This is a genomic window from Marinobacter sp. ELB17 (assembly GCF_000169375.1).
Taxonomy (GTDB): domain Bacteria; phylum Pseudomonadota; class Gammaproteobacteria; order Pseudomonadales; family Oleiphilaceae; genus Marinobacter.
Genome location: NZ_AAXY01000009.1, coordinates 49,890 through 74,307, shown reverse-complemented (window position 1 = coordinate 74,307; position 24,418 = coordinate 49,890). Strand labels below are relative to the sequence as shown.

General features: G+C 55.7%; 22 protein-coding genes. 7 read left to right on the top strand and 15 right to left on the bottom strand.

Annotated features, from left to right (window positions below; all coding sequences use genetic code 11):
* Positions 1-133 precede the first annotated feature (133 nt).
* The 9 genes from MELB17_RS12415 to trpB all read right to left on the bottom strand — a co-directional run bounded on the left by MELB17_RS12415 (position 134) and on the right by trpB (position 10,077).
* On the bottom strand, positions 134-1,099 hold the full coding sequence (locus MELB17_RS12415; protein ID WP_007350593.1) for a Brp/Blh family beta-carotene 15,15'-dioxygenase: 966 nt from the start codon (positions 1,097-1,099) through the stop codon (positions 134-136).
* Positions 1,093-2,310, bottom strand: a complete 1,218-nt coding sequence (locus MELB17_RS12410; protein WP_007350592.1) for a lycopene cyclase family protein — start codon at positions 2,308-2,310, stop codon at positions 1,093-1,095. Before MELB17_RS12410 ends, MELB17_RS12415 begins: the two co-directional genes overlap by 7 nt.
* Positions 2,307-3,278, bottom strand: coding sequence for a phytoene/squalene synthase family protein (locus MELB17_RS12405; RefSeq protein WP_007350591.1), 972 nt, complete (start codon positions 3,276-3,278; stop codon positions 2,307-2,309). The genes MELB17_RS12410 and MELB17_RS12405 overlap by 4 nt, the downstream gene beginning before the upstream one ends.
* On the bottom strand, positions 3,275-4,837 hold the full coding sequence (crtI, locus tag MELB17_RS12400; protein WP_007350590.1) for a phytoene desaturase family protein: 1,563 nt from the start codon (positions 4,835-4,837) through the stop codon (positions 3,275-3,277). Before crtI ends, MELB17_RS12405 begins: the two co-directional genes overlap by 4 nt.
* On the bottom strand, positions 4,812-5,846 hold the full coding sequence (locus tag MELB17_RS12395) for a polyprenyl synthetase family protein (protein WP_007350589.1): 1,035 nt from the start codon (positions 5,844-5,846) through the stop codon (positions 4,812-4,814). Before MELB17_RS12395 ends, crtI begins: the two co-directional genes overlap by 26 nt.
* Before the next feature lie 159 nt (positions 5,847-6,005).
* Entirely contained in the window at positions 6,006-6,830 is an 825-nt protein-coding gene (locus tag MELB17_RS12390; RefSeq protein ID WP_007350588.1) for a bacteriorhodopsin-like, read from the bottom strand.
* Between the two features lie 265 nt (positions 6,831-7,095).
* Positions 7,096-7,683: an MOSC domain-containing protein gene (locus tag MELB17_RS12385; RefSeq protein ID WP_007350587.1), complete on the bottom strand. Its 588-nt coding sequence runs from the start codon at positions 7,681-7,683 to the stop codon at positions 7,096-7,098.
* Between the two features lie 308 nt (positions 7,684-7,991).
* Positions 7,992-8,822 carry a tryptophan synthase subunit alpha gene (gene trpA / locus MELB17_RS12380; RefSeq protein WP_007350586.1) on the bottom strand — a complete coding sequence of 277 codons (831 nt, stop codon included), beginning with the start codon at positions 8,820-8,822 and terminating at the stop codon, positions 7,992-7,994.
* 1 nt (position 8,823) lies between these two features.
* Entirely contained in the window at positions 8,824-10,077 is a 1,254-nt protein-coding gene (gene trpB / locus MELB17_RS12375; protein WP_007350585.1) for a tryptophan synthase subunit beta, read from the bottom strand.
* A gap of 114 nt (positions 10,078-10,191) precedes the next feature.
* Between trpB and MELB17_RS12370 the strand changes: the two genes are divergently transcribed.
* Positions 10,192-11,079: a LysR family transcriptional regulator gene (locus tag MELB17_RS12370; protein WP_007350584.1), complete on the top strand. Its 888-nt coding sequence runs from the start codon at positions 10,192-10,194 to the stop codon at positions 11,077-11,079.
* A 10-nt stretch (positions 11,080-11,089) separates the two neighbouring features.
* Here the strand turns inward: MELB17_RS12370 and MELB17_RS12365 are convergent, their stop codons facing one another.
* From MELB17_RS12365 to MELB17_RS12350, 4 genes are all read right to left on the bottom strand, one after another.
* Positions 11,090-11,746 (bottom strand): OmpA family protein, encoded by a 657-nt coding sequence (locus MELB17_RS12365; RefSeq protein ID WP_036184694.1) that lies wholly within the window; start codon positions 11,744-11,746, stop codon positions 11,090-11,092.
* 38 nt (positions 11,747-11,784) lie between these two features.
* Positions 11,785-12,780 carry an alpha/beta hydrolase gene (locus tag MELB17_RS12360; RefSeq protein WP_007350582.1) on the bottom strand — a complete coding sequence of 332 codons (996 nt, stop codon included), beginning with the start codon at positions 12,778-12,780 and terminating at the stop codon, positions 11,785-11,787.
* A 77-nt stretch (positions 12,781-12,857) separates the two neighbouring features.
* Positions 12,858-13,142, bottom strand: a complete 285-nt coding sequence (locus MELB17_RS12355) for a GIY-YIG nuclease family protein (RefSeq protein ID WP_007350581.1) — start codon at positions 13,140-13,142, stop codon at positions 12,858-12,860.
* Entirely contained in the window at positions 13,132-14,052 is a 921-nt protein-coding gene (locus MELB17_RS12350) for a DMT family transporter (protein WP_007350580.1), read from the bottom strand. Before MELB17_RS12350 ends, MELB17_RS12355 begins: the two co-directional genes overlap by 11 nt.
* A gap of 151 nt (positions 14,053-14,203) precedes the next feature.
* Between MELB17_RS12350 and MELB17_RS12345 the strand changes: the two genes are divergently transcribed.
* On the top strand, positions 14,204-14,605 hold the full coding sequence (locus MELB17_RS12345) for a DUF4168 domain-containing protein (protein ID WP_007350579.1): 402 nt from the start codon (positions 14,204-14,206) through the stop codon (positions 14,603-14,605).
* A gap of 228 nt (positions 14,606-14,833) precedes the next feature.
* On the opposite strand, the gene MELB17_RS12340 is transcribed toward MELB17_RS12345, so the two are convergent.
* On the bottom strand, positions 14,834-15,670 hold the full coding sequence (locus tag MELB17_RS12340) for a 23S rRNA (adenine(2030)-N(6))-methyltransferase RlmJ (protein WP_036184664.1): 837 nt from the start codon (positions 15,668-15,670) through the stop codon (positions 14,834-14,836).
* A gap of 498 nt (positions 15,671-16,168) precedes the next feature.
* On the opposite strand from MELB17_RS12340, the gene MELB17_RS12335 reads away from it, so the two are divergent.
* From MELB17_RS12335 to MELB17_RS12315, 5 genes are read left to right on the top strand one after another with little or no spacing between them, the layout of a single operon-like run.
* On the top strand, positions 16,169-17,485 hold the full coding sequence (locus tag MELB17_RS12335; protein WP_007350577.1) for an imelysin family protein: 1,317 nt from the start codon (positions 16,169-16,171) through the stop codon (positions 17,483-17,485).
* A gap of 6 nt (positions 17,486-17,491) precedes the next feature.
* On the top strand, positions 17,492-18,934 hold the full coding sequence (locus tag MELB17_RS12330; RefSeq protein WP_007350576.1) for a di-heme oxidoredictase family protein: 1,443 nt from the start codon (positions 17,492-17,494) through the stop codon (positions 18,932-18,934).
* A gap of 9 nt (positions 18,935-18,943) precedes the next feature.
* Complete coding sequence (locus MELB17_RS12325; protein ID WP_007350575.1) at positions 18,944-20,044, top strand: imelysin family protein; 1,101 nt, start codon at positions 18,944-18,946, stop codon at positions 20,042-20,044.
* Positions 20,045-20,050: 6 nt separating this feature from the next.
* A complete protein-coding gene (locus tag MELB17_RS12320; RefSeq protein WP_007350574.1) occupies positions 20,051-21,154 on the top strand; it encodes a DUF1513 domain-containing protein in 1,104 nt (367 codons plus the stop codon).
* A gap of 54 nt (positions 21,155-21,208) precedes the next feature.
* Positions 21,209-22,528 carry an MFS transporter gene (locus tag MELB17_RS12315; protein WP_007350573.1) on the top strand — a complete coding sequence of 440 codons (1,320 nt, stop codon included), beginning with the start codon at positions 21,209-21,211 and terminating at the stop codon, positions 22,526-22,528.
* A 39-nt stretch (positions 22,529-22,567) separates the two neighbouring features.
* Here the strand turns inward: MELB17_RS12315 and MELB17_RS12310 are convergent, their stop codons facing one another.
* A complete protein-coding gene (locus MELB17_RS12310) occupies positions 22,568-24,217 on the bottom strand; it encodes a methyl-accepting chemotaxis protein (RefSeq protein WP_007350572.1) in 1,650 nt (549 codons plus the stop codon).
* Positions 24,218-24,418: the final 201 nt, after the last annotated feature.

The window sequence follows — 24,418 nt, the reverse complement described above, 5'->3', positions numbered from 1 at the left end:
GGGGCCCTGAGCCCCGGTTTTTTTGCTCTTAGGGGACAGATTTCAAATCTGTCCCCGGCTTGCCTAGGCCCCGGTTTTCTTACTCAAAGAGGACGGATTTGAAATTCGTCACCGATCTTTTTGAGCAGTCCTCTCACTCAACGAGCCTTTGATTCCACCATAATCTGACGATGATAGCGTGCGGAAGTGTTAACGCGGCCAGCGCCCAGAACATGACTCTGACTGCGTCAACCAGCAAACTCGTGGAGGGCCCGATAAGTACGATCACCCCCCAGGCGACACACGCCATTGCGATCGCCCCCAGCGTTGCAGGCAAGATTTTACGGACCGGAAACGCCTGGAATAGGCTTTTTTGATTCGACAACAAGCGGTGTTCGGCAATCGAAAGGAAATGACGCACGCTGTGAATCGCACAAAAATAGAACGCGAATCCCAGAAGCGGTGGCAATGCAGTCAAGGCCGCGCCCACCAGGCATAACTCGACCAACACTCTTGGGTCAGGTCGGTTAAGGCGCCCGAACAACAGGCATCCGAAACCAAAAAGCCAAACCACCGCCAAACAAGGCCCAAGCCATACCACGATGTCCAAAACCACCTGTGGTTCAATCTTAATCAGCCAGGCAAACAACTCGCTCGTTTGCTGCGGATGCCCGAGCATCGGACCCAAGATGGGCGTGCTGCCGAATAGCCAACGCAACAGAGGGTTTTTCGCCGAGCTTAGAAAAGCTTCGTCGGTATAGCCAAAGTGCCAGATCGACAAACCCAGAAACAACAGCAGCGCCCCCACCGGCAGCACCCAGATTAGCGCAACAAAAGCCAACGAGGCCATCAAATAGGCGCACAGAACAACGAACAAACCGGTTGGCGACGTCGCAGTCAGTTGCTTGAGAATCATGGGATCCGCGCCCCCGTGGGACAGACCAAACACACCAATAGGCAGCAATACAATCCAGAACTGTTGTTCAATAGACAGAACCGGCAACATAACGCCGACGATCAGCGCGAGACTGGCAATCATTAATATAACAAACTGGTGACGGCGTCCGCCTGAACTCCGATAAAGCACATTTTCAGTGGTAGCGGCCTCGTTTATCACCATGGCAATGCGGCTCGCACAAAGGGCCCTGGCGGTAGCGCGCTGGCCACTGCCAGAGCATCACGCCAGCGTGGCTGGTCGTTCATAAACCGGCTCATTTGTGCGGCACTCGTGGCAGCAAACAGCCCCACGAACCATTGCGGTGCTTTGTCCGGGTGCCGCTTCAATGCCCGCAGAAACACGCTGTCCATCCAGTCCAGCCAGCCAGCCCGCACCGTTGGGCCCTGAAGCACCCAGTCGCCACTGGCGTGAGCCGCAAGAATCTGCCGGGCAAGCGCCGCGCTGCCTCTTTGGCAACTAACAAAATGATAACCGGTGGCGGCCCTCATCCAGCCTGCACCGACGCCTGCCCTGATCACCCGACCAAGGCTCTGAACATTCGGCATGCGCAGCATAGGCAGGCTACCAGACTCCTCTCTTGTGACCTCGTAATACCCCAGATCCTGTCGCTGCAGCCATGAATCAAGGTCTGAGCGATAGTCCGGCGCAGGCTCCTTCTCCGGTTGAAAGGCGGTCCATTCAATCAGAAAGTGATCCTCGTCGAGAGGCAACAGGTACAAAAAACAAGGGTGCGGATAGCCGGGCTGAAAATCCATCAGTGTGGCCGTAGAGGTATCAAAACCGTGCTTGGGACAGGTAATCTCAAGGCCTGAGAAAACCTGCCAAAACCCAACGCCGGATATCAGCTGACCCTTGTCGGGAGGGCGTGTGTCTATGACTGCCTTTGCCTGCCAACGGCGTTGATCCGCTGACACCAGAGCGCCATCATCGGTGTGTTCAACGCCGCTAACGGTCACACCAAGGTGCAAATCAAAGGCCGGACTATCGTCTATTTTGGCCAATGCATACCGATACAGAACATCTGCCGGCAGCATTGCGTAAGCAGCGTCCCTGTCAGACTGACAGGCTGTTTGTTTACCTTGGCTGACCTGCCAGCGAAACCAGCGATGGGTGATAAGATCGCGAAAAGGATGTGGTTCAAGGTCCCAGAAACACCATGTTCGGTCGTTACTGTAGGATGTTCGTGGTTCTAGGAAACAGACTCTGGGTAATGTTGCCTGCCCATCTTCTGCCAACTGCAGGAGCCAGCAGGCCAGGCTGAGCCCGGCTAACCCGGCTCCGATAATGACAAGATCATACTCACCGTGTGGCCCAGCGCGCTGGCTTGTGGGCTTTGGTCCAGATTCAGGTTCGGATTCAAGACGACGGTTCATCGCTTTTCAGGCTGGCGCAGTTTAAGGCTGGTTGTCAGGCCTTGATGCAGTGCGCGATCGTGACGAATAGGCTGCCGGTTGATTGCACCTGCCGCCAGTTGAACAACGGCTCCCACCGACACCCTCAGTTTCTCGGCTGAACCAACCACACATCGGCTCTGCCAATAACGTTGTTCGCCCCTTTGCAGAATCTGTCGGCCAATTTGCCGATAGATCTTTGCAGCAACGGCAATGGCCAGACGTGCCCTGAACGGCAGATAACCCAAACCCTGCCACCCACTGCAATAATAGGCCTCGGACATGCCCAGCAGATCGCGCACGCCCAACCAGGCACTGTGCCGGGCAACTCGATTTCCAGCCACAATATCTTCTGGCGCGATCGCGCCCGTTGCCCCATCGGCCGGTAAGTACAAGCGGTTTAAGTGGGCGTCCTCCAGAACATCTCGAGAGATGTTGGTCAGTTGCATGGCAATTCCTAAATCAATGGCGTACGGTAGGGCTTTTTCCCGCTCACGCGCGTTTAACAGGCACGTCATCATAACCCCTACCGTTCCCGCCACACCGTAGCAATAACGAAGGAGCTCGGCCTGATCCGCCACTCTGACAAGGTCAAGATCACTACGCACCGTGTCAACAAGATCACCCAATGCACTCAGCGCCATCGGATAGTCTCCCAGCAGCGATTCCGCCTGCTGGTAAAGGTTGGGGTTTTCATCAGCCAATGTTGGCCGGGATATCAGCGCCTGGTGAAACTCGCCAAGCTGTCGCTCAGCTGCCATCGCTTGGGCGGGTGTTGATGCCTCGTCCGCCAAGTCGTCTATGCTTCGGCATATCTGATACAGGTCTGCGGCGCTCTCAAGCTGTTCTGCGGTCAATAACTGACCAGCCCAATAAAAGCTTTTCCCTTTGCGCCGAAGGACATCGGCGCCGGTTGCGGATAGATTGGCTTCGGCAACCGACTCAGTCATTTCACGCCTCTGATGGCGATGCCTGCTAACGCTCCCGCTTCGATATCGGCCTGCGATTCAAAGGCTCTGACCACTAAGCGCTCAACCACACCAGCAGAGCACACCACACCTGGCACGCCTGCACCCGGATGAACGCCTGCACCGACAAAAAACAGGTTTCGGTACCGCGGCGACTGGTTATGAAAGCGCAGCCCGGCCGATTGCGTGAGCGTAGGCGCAATGGAGAACCCGCTGCCAAAGGGACTGTTCAGCTCAGTGTGAAAATAGGTGGGCGAAATACTGTGCTTAGCGCGGATTTGCTGCGGAAGGTCCGGCATGAGGCGCTGAGTCAAAATGCTGATAATTTGATCTTCAACGTCACTAGAAATCTGACCCCAATCCTGATTGCCCTGAAGATTAGGAACCGGGGCCAGCACGTAAAAGGCGTCGCCATTTTTTGGCGCCATGGTCGGGTCTGTCGCGCCGGGCCGGTGCAAATACAGACTCAAATCTTCCGGAATCTGGCGCTGCTCAAAAATCTCGGTCAAAATTTCCCGGAAGGTTTCACCGAACACAATCGTGTGGTGCTCAATGTCGGAGTAAACCCGCTCGGTGGTGAAGTAAAGCACAAACAACCCCATAGACTGCTTTAACCGTGCCCTGTGGCTGTCGGCAAGCCGCTGGCGAGTGGTTCTTTCAATCCAGTGATCGTAAACGTAGAGCGGGTCCGCGTTACTCACCACCAAGTCGGCATCGAAACGACGGCCCTGGTCGGTCACAGCGGCGCGCACGTTCAGGCCGTCCATTTCCAGATGCTGAACTGACTGGCCGACGTGCAAGCGACCGCCGTGTCGCTGAAACAGCTCCGCCAATGCCTTAATGAGCGCACCGGTTCCGCCTTGCACATACCAAACACCGCTTTTACGCTCCAAAGCATGAATCAGGGCGTAAAGTGACGATGTCTGAAACGGATTGCCCCCCACCAGCAGGGAAGGCACAGAGAAAGCTCTGCGCAAACGCTCGTCGCTGAAAAACTGGGAAACAAATTGGTAAATACTCCGGTCAGCCCTGAGTTTAATGAGGTCTGGCAAAACCTCCAGCATGTCCGCAACCCGGGTAAAAGGCCGTTGTGCCAGTTCGGTAAAGCCGCGATCGTACATTGCTTCGGCGGCTCGCAGGAATTGCGGGTAGTGTTCGCCTTCGCCCGGCGATAGCCGGTCAATCTCTGCGACCAGCGCCTCTGTTGTGCCGTGATAGTCAAAGTGGCTGCCATCGGCAAAGTCCATGCGGTAAAAAGGCGACACCGGTAACAGTGTCACCTGATCTTCCAGAACTTCACCAAAACGTTCGAACAATTCAGCAAAAAGAAAAGGCGCGGTTATGACGGTTGGCCCGGCATCGAAGCTGTGGCCATCCAGCTCGAAGGTTCTGGCTCGTCCCCCCAAATCAGCGTGCTTTTCCAGAAGATCAACCCTATAACCTCGAGCCAACAAACGTAAGGCAACAGCAAGTCCGCCAAAACCTGCTCCGACAACCACCGCTGTTTTCGCCGCACTAACCCCACGTATTTGTCGTGTCATGACATCCCTCCCCATTCGATCCAAAGGAGTAGCGATGTGCTTGTGCTCTGCATTCCAATTTCATGAGTAACGGACCTAGCGTAGGCGTAATCGGCGTAGACATCTGTTTTTCAAGACACATAAGCTGGCGTCGGCCACGCTGCAATGCAGCCAGCGCGTGGCGGGTCGCCCTTTGAACTCTACGTTCCGGACTGTCGCTCAATCTGCCACGATGATGGTGCCAGGCATGAAAAGGATGAAGCGATTTCACTTTGCTTTTCAAATCAGCCTTTGGCTCCACCAGATCGTCCAGATCGTCGATGATCTGATAGGCCAGACCAACCGCCTCGGCGAACCGCTTTATAGAATCCAAAACCGACAGCTCAGCCTTCGCCGCTATCGCACCAGTCATCAGCGGAAGCTGAATCAGTGGGACAGTTTTGGCTTGCGCAGCTTCTATATAAGCCCTGAACCGGGGCTGAACGCCGGGTTCTACCGGTGCAATCTCAATGCTTTGCCCGACAATAACCCGACCGGTCATCGCCGCCAAATATTGGGTCAAAAGACGGGATTGCTGGGCATCGTCCAAACCAGCGGACACAGCAAAAGCCGTACAAAGAAGCAAGTCGCCGGCGCACAAAGCAACACCTCTGCCGTGTCTTTTCCATACCGTCGCCTGCCCTCTTCGAAGCTGATCGCCGTCGAGGAGGTCATCGTGTACTAAAGACGCGTTGTGGATGAGTTCGCAGCATGCCGCCGCAACAACCGCATATTCTTGGGAACATTCAAAACTTCTGCAACTGGCCAGCGCCAGACGAGCTCTCAACAAACTCCCCCTGGTACTGATTTGGTATTGGCTAGCATTGTTTGCTGGCCCTTCCATTACACCTTGCAAAGCGTCGAGCATCAACGCCCTAACCTGCTCCAACGCTCGCGTATGATCAGCCTTGTCGGCTGATTGGACCGCCACTACGTTAGCACTGGCGTTTTTTCTCAAAGGTACTTCGGCGCCTAAGACGGAAACAGTCATTGTTATTCTCCCTACGCGGGGATGAGTACTGAAAGCCGTTTATTGAGACCACTTGATCTTAAAAGGAAAAGGCGGAACCGGCACGGACCTGATCCGTGCCGGTTTGATCACAATGGCTGACAATCAGCAGTCAAGTTCCGACAGATCTTACGACTGCTTTCAAGCGCCTTTTTTCACCGGAGTCTTCTGCTCTGCTTGCGTGGCTGTTTCTACTGGTACTTCCACATGTTCGCGTTCATCTGCTTTACCCTTGCGCACTGCAATTGTAAAGATCAACAGCCCGAACACGGCTTTCGAAACAATGTCAGCAATGGTGTAGCCGGTTTCAACAGCAACAATCGCTGAACCGCCGGTTATGCCGAGCAGTGGTAGCAAATAGACGATTGGGTAAAACGCCCAGGAAGCGACCACCAAAGTAGCTGCTGCGCTTATCAGGCCTTTCACTTCGTCCGGCTGCTGCGAGATAGATTCTTTAAGACCGATTACCAGCTCACGCACGATGTACAGGAACGGAATCATCGACAGAATCCAGAAAAGTGCCCGGGTTCCGACTTCACCCGATACTTCGCCAGGATAGCCAAGAATAATCATTAGCGCGGCTGCGCCACCAAGCTTGACAGACCGGCTCACAGTCTCACTATTGCTGAGTTTCATCACCAAAATCAGCTCAACCAGCAGCAAAGGCACTGTTAACAGCCAGTCTACGTAGCGGTACGCGCGGTTAAAGCCTTCACCCGAAGTCAATACTTCACCCGTAGTCACCGACGCCGCCCCGTGCCAAGAGAGCATGATTTGGAGGTAATGATAGGCTGCAATAGCCGTTACCAAACCGCTGATCGTAATGGCCATTCGATAGGCCGGCGCAACCGACGACTTCATCAACCACAAAAACAGCGTAGCCGACGCCATGACGGCCAAACCGAAAGAGAACACATTGCTTATAAAGCCATATTGACCCACTGATAAACTTTCGAGCTCTAGCATGTCCTTAACCCTCTCACCTATTGTACTTAGAAATCAGCCATCGGCATGTCCTCGAAACTTTTTTTAACCGACCACCGACCTTGGGGACAAGATAAACGCAACCTTGCGGAGAGTACTTACGTTTCATCGATTTTTTGGATCAGGCTCATACCGCTATTCATAAAAGTTTTCCGTAAAAATTGCAGGCAACCTAGGGAATTGCGCTTTCGCTGCAGTCAGCGACAATCTGTCGTAGGTAGTCACATACGGTAGACCCGAAACGCTGCTAGACGAGACAAACCTCATCACCAACGTTCATCAACCCTGCACTCTGGATATTGCCGTAAATTCCAAGGTTCTGGTCCGCTTCCCGGACAATGCTGCGCAGCAGGCTGGCGTCTGCGCCAAAGCCGCTTTGCTTCCTTGTGACAGCACCGCAGCGTGGCGCAGACTCACTACATTCAATAACGAGTTCACCCATTTTCAGGACCTTACCAATCCAGTCCTGCTCGGCTAACCCCGTCACCCCTGGCAGTGTGTCGATTACGAGGTTGGGGCGAAAGCGTTCCACATGCCAATCCGACTCTGGATTCTGCTGTTTCATGTGGTTCAGGCTAGACGTTGTCAGAATATAAAAAGGCGACACCAGAAAAAACGTGCCCGGAACGGACACAAAGTCCTGAATGGATGGCGGCAAGTTATCGAAATCGGGCAATGGTTCGCCTTCTTCTCGCGCAAATGTGGCTTTTAGCTCCTGAAGCCAAGTGTGCTCATCGGTTTTATAACGGCGATAAAAGTTATCATCTGCCTCAGGACGCAAGGGTTGCAACACGCTTTCGTGACCCACCAGGGCTGACACCTCGCATACGCTCACCCGACATTCCTTTCACCGGATAACGCCAAATCGATTTGATCGTACCAATCTTCATCACAGTCACCTCTAACGACAGCTCTTTCAGGTATTTCAGGGGGTTTTGGGTGTCCATACGTCAGAGAGCGTAGAGGCGCGCTGGTGCGGTGATTTGCTCTCACAAAAATAAGCCATAAGGAAAAATCTCAGAGAGGCTGTAGCTCATGAGTGGGCAATGGCCGCCCACTCATATACTGGCGACCAATAAAAAGCCTGTCCGAGCACAAACTCGGACAGGCTTTTCAGACGCTTTCGCTAGCCAATGACAACGCTCAGGAAACGTTCAATGTCGTCCGCGCCTCTCTAACCGCAGCCGAAAGTTCCCGCGTAAGTGACAAAACATCATCGCGGCCCTGGGCTTCGGTATCTGCATTGGCTATGCACTCCACCAGAGCCGAACCCACCACTACGGCATCCGCAAAACGCGCAATGCGCTCAGCTTGGGGTGCGGTACGAATACCGAAGCCCACGGCCACCGGCAAGTTTGTATGCTCTCGAATCCGCGCCAGTTCTTTTTCCACTTTTTCAGCGGTAGGTGCCGCAGAGCCAGTAACACCGGTGCTGGAAACGTAGTACAAAAAGCCGGAGGTATTTACCAGCACACCGGGCAGCCGGGCGGCATCGGTGGTGGGCGTTGCCAGGCGAATAAAGTGAATACCGGCTTCGCGGGCCGGCACGCACAGTTCGTTGTCATGCTCTGGCGGCAAATCCACCACGATCATGCCGTCTACACCGGATGCTGCGGCATCGTCCAGAAAACGCTCTACGCCGTAGCAGTAAATTGGGTTGTAATAGCCCATCAGTACAATCGGTGTGTGCTGATTATGCTCGCGAAATTCACGCACCATCTGCAGGGTTTTGATGGTGTTGTGACCACCGGCCAAAGCCCGCTGGCTAGCAAGCTGAATGGGCGCACCATCGGCCATAGGGTCGGTGAACGGCATTCCCAGTTCGATGATATCGGCACCGGCTTCAGGCAACCCTTTTAAAATCTCCGCGCTGTGCTGATAGTCCGGATAGCCTGCGGTTACAAACGTAACCAGGGCAGCACGGTCTTGCTGGCGCAAGGCTTCAAAACAACGATCAATACGACTTGCGCTCATATCAGGCTTCCCCTTTAACGTCTTTACCAGCGTCTTTCTCAGCGTTTTCCGCACTGGCGTCCATCGCGGCAAGGACGGTAGACATGTCTTTATCACCGCGGCCGCTCAGGTTGATAACAATCAAATGATCCTGCGGCAATGTCGGAGCCACTTTCATCACGTAGGCAATAGCATGGGCTGTTTCCAGCGCCGGAATAATACCTTCAATGCGGCACAGAGTGTGGAAGGCTTCCAGAGCTTCGTCATCGGTAATGGCAGCGTAGCTGACCCGGCCAATATCATTTAACCAGGCGTGCTCTGGGCCAATGCCCGGATAATCCAGACCCGCCGAAATCGAATGGGCATCCTGAATCTGCCCGTCAGCTGATTGCAGCAGGAAGGTACGGTTGCCGTGCAATACGCCAGGGGTGCCGCCTTTCAGGCTGGCCGCGTGGCGCTTGTCCAAGCCTTCACCGGCGGCTTCAACACCCACCATAGCGACGCTATTATCATCCAGAAACGGATGGAACAGGCCCATGGCGTTTGAGCCGCCACCGACACAGGCTACCAACGTGTCGGGCAGGCGCCCTTCGCGCTCGAGAATCTGCTCGCGGGTTTCTTCACCAATAATCGATTGGAAATCACGCACCATAGCCGGATAGGGATGCGGGCCTGCTACTGTGCCGATGATATAAAAAGTATCGGCTACGTTGGTAACCCAGTCACGCAGGGCTTCATTCATAGCGTCTTTCAGAGTGCCTGCACCGCTGGTGACCGGGATTACTTTGGCACCCAGCAAACGCATGCGCTGCACGTTGGGCTGCTGACGGTGAATGTCGACGCTGCCCATGTACACCACGCACTCCATACCAAAGCGCGCAGCCACGGTGGCGGTTGCCACACCGTGCATGCCCGCCCCGGTTTCCGCGATGATGCGGGTTTTACCCATGCGTTTGGCCAGCAAAATCTGGCCCAGGCAATTGTTGATCTTGTGAGCGCCGGTGTGCAGAAGATCTTCACGCTTAAGGTACACCTTGGCGCCGCCGAGCTGTTCGGTTAACCGTTCAGCCAGATACAGCGGGCTCTTGCGGCCGACAAAGTCACGGCGCAAAGCGTCCATCTCATCAATAAAGTCTTTTGAATTACGCGCCCTTGCGTATTCTTTTTGCAGCTCAAGAACGAGCGGCATCAGGGTCTCGGCCACAAAACGACCACCAAAATGACCAAAAAAACCGTTGACATCCGGGCCCTGTCGTAGCGTGGTTGCTGTACTCATGCGATTGACTCCATTACGCTAATTTGACTTCTAATTAATATCCAGTGTAAAGCAGGACAGCACAGGGGGAAATCGATAAAATCGCACCAACCTGTGAGAAAAAGTAATCGATTTATGAAACATGCCAACCTACCTTTACCGTCGCTGAATGCGCTGCGCGCCTTTAATGCCGCGGCGCGCCTACTAAGCATGAGCCGTGCCGCTGAAACCCTCAGCGTGACTCACGGTGCCATCAGCCGGCAAATTGGCCAGCTTGAACAACAACTCGGCATAGCGTTATTCGAGCGCCAGGGCCGGGGCATTGCTTTAACCACCGCAGGCCATCAGCTGTTCACCACCACGGATTCGGTTTTCTCACAGCTGGAACAGGCATGCGAGCGCCTGCGGCGAGAAGCCCGTGATGCGCCCCTGGTGTTGAGCTGCTCGGGTAGCTTTCTGGCGCGCTGGTTTATTCCGCGCTTGGGCCGGTTACGCCAGGACTGCCCGGGCCTGGACATTCACCTAACCACCACCGACGAAGAGCTGCACCTGCCCGCGGGGGTAGACGCTGCTCTGGGCTTTACCTCAGCGCCGGCGCCCTCAGGCCAGAACCTGATTGTTCTGGGCCCTGAACGAATCGGACCGGTGATGGCCCCCGGGCTGGCCCCTGCCAACCCAGACATGCCGGCGAGTGCCCTGCTGGAGTTGCCGCTACTGGAAACCCTGTCACGGCCGCAAGCCTGGCCGCAATGGTGTAAGCATCAGCAATTAGATACGCAGAGTTTGCCGATCCGGCAATCATTCGAGCATTTAAATTACATGCTAGAGGCAGCATTGGTAGGGTTGGGCGTGGCAATAGCGCCGCAATATCTGGTGGAGGAAGACCTGCGCAGCGGGCGACTGCTGGCGCCTTGGGGCTTTATAGAAACCCGCGACACCCTGTGCCTGCGGCTTCCCGGTGATACGGTGTCGCCGCGGGCTCAGCGCCTTGCCGACTGGTTGGCCAAGGCACTGGCACGCTGATACTAGTGCCTTAGCGCATGGGCACCAGTGTTAGTTCAACGCGCCGATTCTGCTCGCGCCCGCCTGAGGTATCGTTAGAAGCCACCGGATAACGCTCGCCATAACCCACAGCGCGGGTGCGCCTGGACTCAATGCCTTGGTTCAGCAGGAAGTCACGAACAGAAGACGCGCGTCGCTCACTCAACAACTGGTTATAGCTGTCTCCGCCCTGGCTGTCGGTGTGCCCTTCTATCTGAATAATAGTTTGATCAAACTCTTTCAGTACTAAGGCAACAGACTCCAGAGTTCCGGCAAACTGCGAGCGGATGCTGGTCTGGTTGAGGTCAAAAGTAATGTTGCCCGGCATTACCAGCGAGATTTCGTCGCCATTACGCACGACACGTACGCCAGTGCCTTCAAGCTGCTGGCGCAGTTGCACTTCCTGGCGATCCATATACACACCAATACCGCCACCTATAACCGCACCGCCAGCAGCGCCGATCAGCGCACCTTTGCCGCGGTCACTTTTACTGGAAGTGGCCGCACCGATTGCCGCGCCGCCAAGTGCACCAATCACGCTACCCTTAGTGGCGTTCGATGTTTTCTGTTCGCCGGTGTATGGGTCGTATGTCATACAGCCGCCAAGCGTCAGGCTGGCCAGTGTTACCGCAAGTATGGTTTTTTTCACAGCGTGTTCCTTATTTCCGTGGGTCTGCGACAGCGTGTTCACACGTCTGCCGTAAAAGTATCGATAATGGTATTAAACACCGTTGCCTGCAAGTCATGGGCCTCGTTGACCAGATGGTGCCGGCCCTGTGGCAACTTAACTTCATGAACCCGGGCAAACTTATTACGAATAATCCGCAAATTATGGGGCCAATCTACGGTCAGGTCTTTTTCACCCTGTACCACGGTTATATCGAACTCAACCGGACGCGCCGACTCAATATGGGGCACCCATTGACGCAATGCCGAAACCCAGTCAACGTGAATAGCGCGGGCCTGCAGCGGGTCGACCTTACGGAGAAATTTCAAAAACTCCGAGTTGCCACTGTTGGCACTGAATACCCGCCGCCAACGGCTGACAAAGGGCTTAAGCACCGTGTGCAACACACGGGCCTTAACCCAACCAGCAGGGCGTATCAGTGGCGCCAGTAAAACCACTTTACGAAACTCTGATGTGGCCCGGGTATGATGATTCGACAGCAAATAGTCAATTAGTATGGCGCCGCCCGTGCTCTGCCCCACTGCATACCAGGGCCCGCGAATTTTCTGTCGCACCTTTGCCGTCACATCGCTGAGCACCTGCTGGTACTCCAAAAAGCTGCCTATGGCCGCCGGAGTGCCACTGGAAAGCCCGTGGCCCGGCTGGTCATACGCCAGCACATCAAAGCCTTCCCCCAAGCAGCGGTCTATCAGCTGAGTGTAAAGCCCAACGTGATCGAAATAACCGTGCATTACAAAAACCGTTCCGCGGCAATGTGTTGCGGCTGTACTGCGGTAATAGTGCACCATGACCTGATGCTTGCCGGAGTTCACATAGCCTTGGTGGTGTGCCACATGCGAATGCTCTACCCAAAGGTCCAGCCCATAAAAATGACAGTAAGCCACCATTTCACGGCTCAGCTCTCGCTCGTTTTCTGGCTCGAACGCTTCCAACCTGTCCAGCAACGAGTTACGGTCCCAGTCGGGTATTTTTATAGTATCTGTTTTCCAGTACACGAGGGGCTAAACACCTGTGGTGAATAAGAAACATTCGTTGAGGGCGTCATGTTCTGCGCCTTTGAGCTCACGAAACCCTACTGGTCGGGGGGCCAGTCGTCCAGCGTAAGCTGGCCATTGCACAGCGCCTCTTTACGGTTTTTGGGCCAGCGTTTGATTTTCCACTCCAGCTGCATGGCCTGGCCGCGGCCACCAACACAGCTCTGAAACGCCAGAACCAGCGGGCCCTTGCCGCGAAGGCTGCGGGCACCTTTGGCGCCGCCCTGATGCTCCTTAAAACGCCGCTCCACATCGTTAGACACACCGGTGTACAAGGCGCCAGCGGCGGTTCGCACCAGGTAAACCGACCACTCAGCCGCCACCGCTCACGACTCCTGCGGCGGCATCCTGTTTCTGCGCGGTTTTTTTCTGCTGCAACCACAAGCCGGCCATAATCAGTACCAGCCCTACGTAAGTAGACGGCAAAATTCGCTCACCCAAAATAAACCAGATAAACACCAACGACAAAAACGGCGATATAAAAATAAGATTGCTAACTTTCGCTGTATTTTCGGCTTTTTTCATGGCGTAGGACCAGAGCACGAACGCAATGCCCATTTCAAACACGCCGACATAACCGGCCGCCAACAGTGAACCCGTCAGCGAAAAATGCAGGCTGTCGGTGGCTACAGCCGCTGCAACAATTACCGGCAAACCAAATAGAAAATTCAGGAACAAACCCACCACCGGGTCGCGGGTATCGCGGGTGGCAATAATCCAATAGCTGGCCCATACCAACGTACTGCCAACGGCAAAGGCCACTCCCACCGGATCTGAAAAGCTCAGGTCGGTTACCGCGCCACGAGTGGCAATCACGAATACGCCGGCGTAACACACCAGCCCGGCCGCGATGTCGCGCCCGCGCAGACGTTGGCCTAGAAAGGGAACAGACAGGTAAGCCAACACCAGCGCCCAAGTGTAATTGATGGGTTGGGCCTCCTGAGCAGGCAGGCGGTCAAAAGCGCCAAACAGGAGGAAATAGTAAAGGCACGGGTTAATAAGGCCCATCATAAATGACTGCGCATACTGCCCGCTGCGCAGCTGGAAAACCAGGCGCCAGCGGCCCTGAAGCACCAGAATTGTGCCCATCACCAAAATAGAGGCCACACAGGCAATTAACAGCAACTGCAGCGGAGATAGATCCGCCAGTGCCAACTTGAACGCGGTGGCCACGGTGGACCACAGTAATACCGTGGCGAGGCCGAACATCATGGCCTGCTTTTGATTGGTCATAGTTTAAACTCTCACCGCGGCTTTGATGCCGAACTCTAGGCCACGCAGTATACCCATCCTTACCGGCCTTATACAGGTCGTTAATTTGCTAACGATATCACCTTGTGACAGCCTAACGCCTGACTTTGTATCATTACCGGAAGCTATCGCCATGAACAAACGGATTCAAAGCGTTCTCACCACCACAGTGCTCGTCAGCCTTTTCAGCGCTGCCAGCGCGATGGCTCAACAGACTCCGGCGATTGAGCAGATTACTGAAGGTTTCAGCGCTCCGGCAGAGGCCGGAACGCACACGGCGTTTTACAGCGATGCGCAGTTACACAAGTTCGTCGATGCACAGCAACAAATAAACACGCTACGGGAAGATTACAAAGACCGCATTGACAGCGCAGAGTCTGAAGCCGATGCAACAGGCCTGCGCGATGAGATGAATGCGCGCATGGCAGAGATTATTGAAAACCAGAATCTGGATATTGACACCTATAACGCCATAGCCATCGCCTACAATAGCGAACCGCGCGTTCGCAACCGAATTGACGCTTTAATGCCCTGATGCAGTATTGGCACCTCTGGGACAGTCGGGGAAACAACGCAGCGTTCGCGACACTCCGGAAAAAGGTGGCGCGACCGGTAACACCGGATTGTCATTACCGCTGACGTGTTTGCCGTTGTCGCCATCTCCCTGCTCCGGCTTGTGTTTGGCCTCTCGCCCTCCAATACCTTAATAATTGTTAAAGACCTGATAACCCACAGCATAACCCGAAAGCACAGCGCTGCGGTGCTACTCGGGAGCCAACCAGTCCATCTGTTGGCCCAGGCCCAGACGTGCGGCCGGCTCCAAATCCCTCATCATCGCCGATAGCCGTTCATCCATACCCCAGGGTGGATTGATGACCAGCATCCCGGAACCGACCATGCCGCGCTCCGGTGGCGTATGCAGTCGCACTTCACTACGCAGTATTTTGCGAATCGGGCCGGCCCTGAGGCCCTCCAGCAAAGTCTGCTCAAGGCCAGAGGTCAAAATGGGATACCACACCAGAAACACCCCGTGGCGGCATTTTTGCCACGCACGACTGAGTGTTTCGGCTACGGCGGTATAGTCGGTTTTTACTTCGTAAGACGGGTCAATAAGCACGAGCAAGCGCGGCTGACGGGGTGGAAGCACTTTCAGCAGCCCCGCCAGACCGTCCTGCTGGGTTACTCGCAACCGTTTGCCAGAAGCCCACTGGTTCAAACTGCTGGTTTCTGAAGGATGCAGTTCGAACACACCTAAGCTGTCCTGCGCGCGTAGATAGTGCCCAAACCATGCAGGCGATCCAGGATATTGGCGCAGGTTCGCGCCGGAGTTTAGTTGCTGCAAATACGGCCGCAACAGCTGCCAATCGGCTGCCGCCAGACTGTCCAACTGAGGCCAGAGTTTGCGGATACCCGCATCAGCTTCGGCGGTTTTGCGGGCGCGTTCATCATCAAGATCGTAAAGCGCACTGCCGGCGTGGGTGTCAGTGCAGGCTATGCCCGACGCTTTTGCTTGCATCATATTCAGTGCCAGCACCAGCGCCGCGTGCTTGTGTACATCGGCGAAATTGCCTGCATGAAAGGCATGGAGATAACTCAGCATAAATGGCTCCCAATAAATGGGAGCCATTAAGCCCGACCACGGCTGGTGCGCGCAAGCGCATCACAGCTGAACAACGCCCCCCATAGTCGCCCCGGTGTATCAGGACGTATCAGCAACCGCTTTGCCAGTCGGTTATTGCGGGTTTACCGGCGTTCAGTACTGCCCTTTGAACCAGTAGATTCGGCAGATTCTGACGATAGAGAGACACTCTTTTTGATTTTTTGCCAAGCGGTAAAAATGCTGGCGGGCGTTCCTGCAAGCTGGATAACTGAGCTGCTCATGATCCCATTCTCCACAGTGTTTAATCGACGAAGGCGCATTAGAGGCCTGCTAGGCACTCTCTTGACGTCAATGTAACAGTACGAACAGTTATTGCAAATCATTCTCATTGTTATTTTTTATTGATATAAATTATTATTTGCACAGGCGCGTCGTCGTACTTCATAATGCGAACGCTAACAAGTATCATTAAAAACAACTATTTTATCGGAGTTTATTATGATTTTTTTAGTCCGCCCAGCGCCGCTGGCGATTGCCGTTTCTGCTGTACTTGTCGTCGGCTGCGGCACCAACGGTTCCGTTGCAAAAAACCAGCCCGCTAATCAGAATGTTGACCAGATTGTTAACCAGAATACGGTGGTAGCCCATTACGCAGACGTTGCCCACGCCACCTTTGAAGATTCGTTGATAACCGCACGCGCCCTGAACGCAGCCACTGACCGCCTGATTGCCAGCCCTAGCGACGCCAATCTGAAAGCCGCTAAAGAAGCCTGGTACGCTGCACGTGTTCCTTACCAGCAAAGCGAAGCCTTCCGTTTTGGCAACACCCTGATTGACGACTGGGAAGGCCAGGTAAACGCCTGGCCACTGGACGAAGGCCTGATCGACTACGTCACATCCGATGACTACCAGTACGAACTGGGCAACGCCGGCGCAACCGCCAATATCATTGCCAGCACCAGCATCAACGTGGGTGGCGAGCAGCTGGACGTAAGCACCCTGACGGCTGAATTGCTGGCCAATTTGAACGAAATCGGCGGCTCCGAAGCCAACGTTGCCTCTGGCTACCACGCCATCGAATTTCTGCTGTGGGGCCAGGATCTGAATGGTTTTGACGCCGGTAATGGCGAACGGCCAGTCAGCGACTACCAGCAAGGTGAAGATTGCACCAACGGCAACTGCGATCGCCGTGGCCAATACCTGGACGCCGTGACCGACCTGTTGGTTGACGATCTGGAATGGATGACAGTGCAGTGGGCTCGGGGCTCCTCCGACAACTACCGCGCTCAACTGACGTCTGCTGATGCTGGCGAAGGCGTTCAGAAAATGCTGTTTGGTATGGGCTCTCTATCGCTGGGCGAACTGGCCGGTGAACGTATGAAGGTCGCACTAGAGGCAAACTCCTACGAAGATGAACACGACTGTTTCAGTGATAACACCCACAACTCCCACTATTACAACGGCCAGGGCATTCAAAACGTTTACACCGGAACCTATCGCCGGGTCGACAACTCCGTGGTCACCGGCCCGTCATTGGCCGACCTGGTTGAACAAACCAATCCACAGCTGAACGCGGAACTGAACAAACAACTGGACAAAACCATGCAGGCGCTAGCCTTTATGAAAGCCAAAGCCGAATCCTCACAGACCCCCATGGCGTTCGATATGATGATTGCACCGGGCAACGGTGACGGCGCGAAAATTGTTAACGACGCAATCATGGCGCTGGTTGTTCAGACTGGTTCTATTGAACAGGCCGCCCGCGAACTGGGAATCCAAGCCCTCTCGCCGGACGACGCCGGCCACGCATTCTGAGGCAAAATGAAAACACTTTTGTTAACCGGAGCACTGGTTTTTGCCAATGTGCCCCTGTTCGCCGGCGCTTCAACCACCACTGAAGCCAGCGCCGACGGTTCCAGCGAACACGCCGGCTACGCGCTGCAAACCACCCCGATGACCGGTGGCATTGGCACTGTAAACCAACCCGATACCAATGCATTTTCCCGGCCTCAGGGCAATTTGTCGATGACCAAACGGCTTGACTTCAGCGTTGGTAACAGTTTTTTCCGCAACCCTTGGGTAGAAGCACCTGCCAGCACCCAGGCCCGTGACGGCCTTGGACCGCTGTTCAACACCAACGCCTGCCAGGGCTGCCACCTTAAAGACGGCCGTGGCCACCCACCAGCGGTTGATACGCCCTCGGTCTCTTTGTTTCTGCGCCTGGCCGTGCCCCACGACCCTATTGAAGACGCCGACATTTTGCGCACCAACGGTTTCAAGCCCCATCCGGTCTACGGAGCGCAGCTGCAAACCTCTGCCCTGCCCGGCGCCAAGCCCGAAGCCGACATGGTTTTGAGCTGGGCCAAGCGCGTTGACGTGCTTGCTGACGGTACCGAGGTGGAATTACACGAGCCCGTGTACACCATAGAGAATGCTAACTATGGGCCTTTGGGAGACGACCTGTTGATTTCACCGCGAGTAGCACCCCCAATGATTGGCATGGGGCTGCTGGAAGCCATTCCCGCCGAAACGGTGGCGGCCATAGCCGACCCGAATGACGCCAACAGCGACGGCATCAGCGGAAAGGTTAACCAGGTGTGGGACATCGCCAGTGGCCAGACGGTCGCCGGGCGCTTTGGCTGGAAAGCCGCAGAGCCCGATGTGCACCAGCAAAGCATGGGCGCCTTTGCCGGTGATATGGGCCTTACCTCATCACTGAAAACCACCACCGACTGCACGCCAAGTCAGAACTGCGACGGCTGGGCCAATGGCGGCGAACCGGAAGTAACGGACAAAATTGCCGGTTTTGTGACCTTCTACTCTAAAAGCCTGGCCGTTCCTGCCCGCCGCGATATGGATAGCGCCGCGGTGCAGCAAGGCGCCCGTCTGTTCAATGAAAACGGCTGTGCTGCTTGCCATACGCCTACACACGTAACCGGTGTTGACCCGCAACGCCCAGACCTGAGCAATCAGACCATCTGGCCTTACAGCGATCTGTTGCTACACGACATGGGGCCGGCGCTGGCAGACGGTCGCGACGAGTTTTTGGCCAACGGCAATGAATGGCGTACGGCTCCTCTTTGGGGCGTTGGCATGGCTCAGCAGGTAAATCCTTTAGCCGGGTTTTTACACGATGGCAGGGCTCGTACGCTGGAAGAAGCTATTCTTTGGCACGGTGGCGAAGCGCAACCGGCCAGCAACCATTATCGCCAAATGGCCCCGCAGCAGCGCCAGGCGCTGGTTGAATTTCTAAACTCACTGTAAGGACGTTTTATGTTGCGATTTACCCGCTATTTCCGCACCGCCGCACTTACCCTTTTGCTGCCAACGCTGGTATTGCCGGGCCTTGCGCTGGCTGCTTCGGCGGAATTCGGAACGGCTGTTGAACAGCAGACACGCGCAGGCTGGCATCAGGGTATCGGCCGCGGCTATCAGGCTTTGGCCAACGACAGCGAAACCTTGTTACAGCAGGCAAAAGCCTATTGCCAACAGCCCTCAACGGAAGCTCGCAGTACCATTGCTCACAGTACCGTTGCTCGCAGTACCGTTGAGAGTGCCTGGAAACAGGCGTTTAAGGCCTGGCAGCAGGTGCGGTTTGTGGACTTCGGGCCGGTTGAAACCAACAACCGCGCCTGGCAGCTCCAGTTCTGGCCGGATCCGAAAAACCTGATTGCCCGCAAAGCCGATCTTCTGCTGAAAGACGGCACGGCGGTGAGTGCCGAAACCGTCGGCCAGGCCGGCGTGGCGGTTCAGGGTTTTCCGATGCTGGAATACCTGCTGTCTGACACGCGCTTCAATACGGGTGATCACGCCCTGCCAGCCGAGACAAGCTGCCAGATTCTGATTCAGGTGGCAGCCCATGTGGTCGATAACAGTCAGCAGTTGGTTGCAGACTGGGGCGAGTTCAAACCCCATTACCTGGCAACCGGCAACTACACCCACGCCACCATCCGCGCCGCTATGACTGCGCTGGAAGTGGTCGAAGAACGTCGGCTGGCCACCCCCATGGGATTGCGCGGCAATGGCAAACGCTCTGTTTACGCAGCCGACGCCTGGCGCAGTGGCAGCAGTCTGGCCAGCATTGGTGCCAGCGTTGACGGCCTGCAAAAGTACTTCCTGCCCGGCCTGGAAAAGCTGTTGAACGAGCAAGGCGAGAGCGATCTGGCGCAACGCATCAACAAGCAGTTTGGCGAAGTGCTGGAGCACTTCCCGGCAATGGATCTTGCGCTGAAGCCATTGCTAGACGACGACAACGCCTACCGCAGCCTTCAGGGCCTGTACGTTGACGTGTCGCAGCTGACGACGCTGGTCAACGGTGAAGCCGCCACCCGTCTCGGGGTGATTCGTGGTTTTAACGCCAGTGATGGCGACTGAGCCATTATGAGTGTAAGTCGCAGACAGTTCCTGGCGGCCTTTGGTGGCGCCATAAGCGCAACCGGCTTGAGCCTGACTGCCTGCTCGCGGTTGCCGGCAAAGGCCGATTCGCTGAAGGGCCGTGAGTACGTGGGCGCCAGCAAGCACGATGATGGAGGCTTTGCCGTGCAAAGCTTGAACAGCAACGGCACACCACTTTGGCAAACGCCCGTTGAAGCCCGCTGCCACGGTGGCTGTTTTCGCCCGCACACTGCCCAGGTACTGATTTTCGAGCGCCGGCCCGGCTGGTGGTTTCACGTGTTTGACAGCCGCAGTGGCAAGCGCCTGGCACACATAAAGGCCAATGACGGCGAGCATTTTTACGGCCATGGCGTGTTCTCCCCCGATGGCCGTTATTTGTACACAACGGCCAGCCGCTATGAGCGCGGCGACGGTATTATTGCGGTGTACGACGCCGAGGCCCGCTATGCGCGTGTCGACACGCTCGACCTGAACGGCATAGGCCCACACGAACTGCACCTGCACCCGGATGGCCAAACCCTGGTTATCGCTCTGGGTGGCATAAAAACCCACCCGGATTACGATCGCATCAAAATGAACCTCGAGTCCATGGCACCCGCGCTGATGCTGGTGGATCGCACCAGCGGCGAGATTCGCGCGCGCTTTAGCCCCTCACACCATCAACTGAGTTGCCGCCACCTGGACGTGACCCCACAAGGCTATATCTATGCGGGCTATCAATACCAGGGGCCGAATGACCAGGCGCCGCCATTGATCGCCAGGTACCGCAATGGCCGCTTTGATGAAATCGGGTTTACCGACGATGTCCAACCGCGATTGGCAAACTACATTGCCAGCGTGTGCGCGCATCCCCAGAAAGATCTGGTCGCGGTGACTGCGCCCCGAGGTGGCCGCGCTCTGATATTTGAGGGCGCAACAGGGCGAATACTCCGCAACGAAGCCATAACCGATGGCGCCGGCGTGGAAGCCCTGGCCGGCGGCGACTTTTTGATCACCACCGGCCAGGGCAAACTGATCCGCATGAGTATAGGCGCGCCAGCACAGGAACTGGCCACTCTACCTTTACACTGGGATAACCATCTGGTTTAGCCCATCCATGGCGACTGGTATGCTTGGTACTCACGTTTCACAGGGAGTGCTGGTGTGCCAACGTCCAAAACACCTTTAGACCGACTCTATGGGCTGATAGCCAACGAAGAAGACGCAAGGGTCTGCAAAGACATTCCCGATTCAGCCTGCCGCGAAGTACCGCGTAACTTTTTCCTGATTCTGGCGGCAAACGTTCTCACCAAACTCGGTGATCTGCTGATCAGTCCAAAAACGGTGCTGGCCTGGCTGATGAGTGCGGTTGGCGCCCCTGCTCTGGTGGCCTGGTTGGTACCCATTCGTGAATCCGGCTCTATGGTTCCACAAATGGTGATAGCCGCCTGGGTGCGACGTAAACCGGTGCGCAAATGGTTCTGGACACTGGGCAGTCTGGGCCAGGCCCTCAGTGTGGCCGCCATGGCCGCCAGCGTGTGGTTTCTGGACGGTTACAGCGCCGGCTACGGTCTGATTGCCGCGCTTATCCTGTTCTCGCTCTCCCGTGGTTTCTGCTCGGTGTCGATGAAAGATGTTCAGGGCAAGTGCATTCCAAAAACCCGTCGTGGCCGCTTGTCTGGCTTGGCCTCCACCCTCGGCGGCACTGCCACCGTTGCCCTCACCGCCCTGTTGTTCTGGGATCGGGGCGACCCAAGCATGGCTTTTTACAGCCTGCTTCTGTTGCTGGCTGCCGCTTTGTGGCTGCTTGCCGGCGCGCTGTTTGCCGGCGTTGACGAGTACCCCGGTGAAACCGGCGGTGGCGGCAACGCCATCCACGATGCCATTTCCAGCCTGTCGCTGCTGAAAACCGACAAGCCGTTCCGCCACTTTGTAATTACCCGCGCTCTGCTGCTGTGCTCTGCCCTGGCCGCACCGTATTTCGTGGTGTTGGCTCAACAGCAAACCGAATCCGGCTGGGCATTGGGGATTTTCTTGTTGGCCAGTAGCCTGGCCAGTTCATTGAGCGCCAGTTTTTGGGGCTGGGCCGCCGATACGTCTAGTCGTAAAGTCATGATTCGCGGCGCGCTCATGGCCAGCATGGTGTGCCTGAGTGTTGCAGGTACCGCTCTGGTTATGGGGGAGTCCGTGGGCGGCGTGTGGTTCTATCCAGGCGCTTTTTTTGTGCTCAGCATCGCCCACGCCGGCGTAAGGCTTGGCCGGAAAACCTATCTGGTGGATATGGCGGGGGGCAACAAACGCACAGATTATACCGCGGTCAGCAATACCGTTATCGGTGTTTTACTGCTGGCAACCGGGGCCCTGACGGCGCTGATCTCAACCTTTTCGAACATTGCCGTTATTCTGGTGCTGGGATTTATGGGCCTGGCCGGTACGTTCAGTGCCATGGGGCTGAGCGAAGTGACCGGCGACGATAACCACTGAGCGGCAAGCACCGGCTGCGTTGATGTTTAAAAAGTTTTGCTAGCCCTTTAGGTTTTTTTGAGGGTGGTAACCAATACGGAACCCACCCCAATGTTTGCCGTCGATGTAAATGGGCACTGACAGGTCGTGCATAATTTCACCGGTGTCGCGGCGATACGTTTGCAGCAGCATTTCCTGAGTATGGCTGCCGCAGCGAATGCCCGTGCGATCATTGAACAAACGCTTACTGCGACTACGCGCCAAATCGGTGGCGGCATTGCCGGTAGAAGCGTGGGCGAACTCGCGGTTATGGGTAGGCACGTAGCCATCCGGCGCCGTGGTAATAGCGTACACAATCTGCGCGTTGGCGCCCTTTATTGCCTCCTGAATAACAGGCAGGGCCTGATCAGTGAAACGGTCAAACCCACAGGTGTATTTCGGCGGATTGGTATTAGCCACAGGCTGACGATTGCGATCGAACAGGGCCGCGGCGCTGAGCTTATTGTCACGGAGAGCTTGTGCGAAAACATCAGCAACTTGCGCTGCACCAACGCTGGCGTGTTGGAAAAACGGGCGGTGGTAACTGGTCTCGCTGTTTAACGCAAACACCGCGTTTGTGGTTTCAGCGATTTCCATAAGGCGGGCGGCCTGCTGTGCCAGCGAAGCGACACTGACATCGCTCTCGGTGATGTCATCGCGCACCGTTTCGATCACCGTGAATATCTGCTGCAAATTGTGTTCGTTATCGCGATCAATACTCGCAATCTGCGAGACCTGTTGCTGGAGCTGGTCAGACTGTTCACGAATACCGTCCAGCTGTGTTCCCACCGATTCCACCGACGCCACACCCTGCTCAATGCTGACCGTCAAGGCTTCTATTCCGATCACAATCTGGGCAGTGTCTTCGCGAATTTCCCCCAAGGTGGCTGCAACATCGGCCGTGGCCTCTGCGGTACGACGTGCCAACTGCCTTACCTCGTCGGCAACCACGGCAAACCCACGCCCCTGATCGCCAGCCCGAGCCGCTTCAATGGCCGCGTTCAGAGCCAACAGATTGGTTTGCTCAGCAATGCCCTGAATCGTGCTAGTGACCCCCTGAATACGATTAGACTTTTCATTAAGGTGTTGAATACGTAACAAGTTCTCATCAGACTGACGATGTACATTACGGATACGCTCAATCACCTGCACCAGCGCCTGGCGGCCGTCTTGGCTCGCCGAACTGGCCTGCTGCGCAAGAGCCGCCGCATCATTGGCCTGCAAAGTCGATGCCTGAGTGGCGCCAGTAATCTCGCCGGCGAATTCGGCAAGCCTGGCGGTTTCATTCACCTGGCGGTCCAGCCGCAGTTTCAGCTGATCAGCAGCATAAGACACTTCGGCGGCAGAAATGGCGTTGGTATTGGCACTATGGCGAAGATTTTCCAGCAGTGCGCGGCCTGCTTTTGCATCGCTGAGTAGCTGCGCGCATAAACCTGCAAGCGGGTGGCCCGGTGCTAACTGGCCTTGGCTGAGATGAATGAGACTGCGCTGTGCCGGCGCGACAATCCGCCAGGTAATAAAAAGACCGGCCACCCCCAGACCAACCGCCAAACCGGTCAACACGGAAACCAGATCAATCGCGGTAACGGCCGCAACCAAAACGCCACCGGCCAGCGTAGCCAGCACCATTACCAAGCCCCAGCCTTTCGTTGCCTTGTCTACAAACAACATCTGATTACCCCGTTTTTATCATTGTTCGTTGTCGGGCGCAGCGCACAGCGCGCAATCCGCAATCTGTCACCAAAGTCGCCCATAGCTTACCGAAAAAGACACCGCCAGGCCTTGCGACTTTGGTAAAGAACGCTTGCAGTTACTTATTTTACGACTGAAGTGAGTATTTCTGAAGTGCGTGATCTGGCCAAATATGCAAAA

Excerpts from the sequence above, each read along its gene's own strand:
- MELB17_RS12415 (WP_007350593.1), bottom strand. The coding sequence starts at position 1,099 with ATGGTGATAAACGAGGCCGCTACCACTGAAAATGTGCTTTATCGGAGT.
- MELB17_RS12410 (WP_007350592.1), bottom strand. The coding sequence starts at position 2,310 with ATGAACCGTCGTCTTGAATCCGAACCTGAATCTGGACCAAAGCCCACA.
- MELB17_RS12405 (WP_007350591.1), bottom strand. The coding sequence starts at position 3,278 with ATGACTGAGTCGGTTGCCGAAGCCAATCTATCCGCAACCGGCGCCGAT.
- crtI (WP_007350590.1), bottom strand. The coding sequence starts at position 4,837 with ATGACACGACAAATACGTGGGGTTAGTGCGGCGAAAACAGCGGTGGTT.
- MELB17_RS12395 (WP_007350589.1), bottom strand. The coding sequence starts at position 5,846 with ATGACTGTTTCCGTCTTAGGCGCCGAAGTACCTTTGAGAAAAAACGCC.
- MELB17_RS12390 (WP_007350588.1), bottom strand. The coding sequence starts at position 6,830 with ATGCTAGAGCTCGAAAGTTTATCAGTGGGTCAATATGGCTTTATAAGC.
- trpA (WP_007350586.1), bottom strand. The coding sequence starts at position 8,822 with ATGAGCGCAAGTCGTATTGATCGTTGTTTTGAAGCCTTGCGCCAGCAA.
- trpB (WP_007350585.1), bottom strand. The coding sequence starts at position 10,077 with ATGAGTACAGCAACCACGCTACGACAGGGCCCGGATGTCAACGGTTTT.
- MELB17_RS12370 (WP_007350584.1), top strand. The coding sequence starts at position 10,192 with ATGAAACATGCCAACCTACCTTTACCGTCGCTGAATGCGCTGCGCGCC.
- MELB17_RS12350 (WP_007350580.1), bottom strand. The coding sequence starts at position 14,052 with ATGACCAATCAAAAGCAGGCCATGATGTTCGGCCTCGCCACGGTATTA.
- MELB17_RS12345 (WP_007350579.1), top strand. The coding sequence starts at position 14,204 with ATGAACAAACGGATTCAAAGCGTTCTCACCACCACAGTGCTCGTCAGC.
- MELB17_RS12340 (WP_036184664.1), bottom strand. The coding sequence starts at position 15,670 with ATGCTGAGTTATCTCCATGCCTTTCATGCAGGCAATTTCGCCGATGTA.
- MELB17_RS12335 (WP_007350577.1), top strand. The coding sequence starts at position 16,169 with ATGATTTTTTTAGTCCGCCCAGCGCCGCTGGCGATTGCCGTTTCTGCT.
- MELB17_RS12330 (WP_007350576.1), top strand. The coding sequence starts at position 17,492 with ATGAAAACACTTTTGTTAACCGGAGCACTGGTTTTTGCCAATGTGCCC.
- MELB17_RS12325 (WP_007350575.1), top strand. The coding sequence starts at position 18,944 with ATGTTGCGATTTACCCGCTATTTCCGCACCGCCGCACTTACCCTTTTG.
- MELB17_RS12320 (WP_007350574.1), top strand. The coding sequence starts at position 20,051 with ATGAGTGTAAGTCGCAGACAGTTCCTGGCGGCCTTTGGTGGCGCCATA.
- MELB17_RS12310 (WP_007350572.1), bottom strand. The coding sequence starts at position 24,217 with ATGTTGTTTGTAGACAAGGCAACGAAAGGCTGGGGCTTGGTAATGGTG.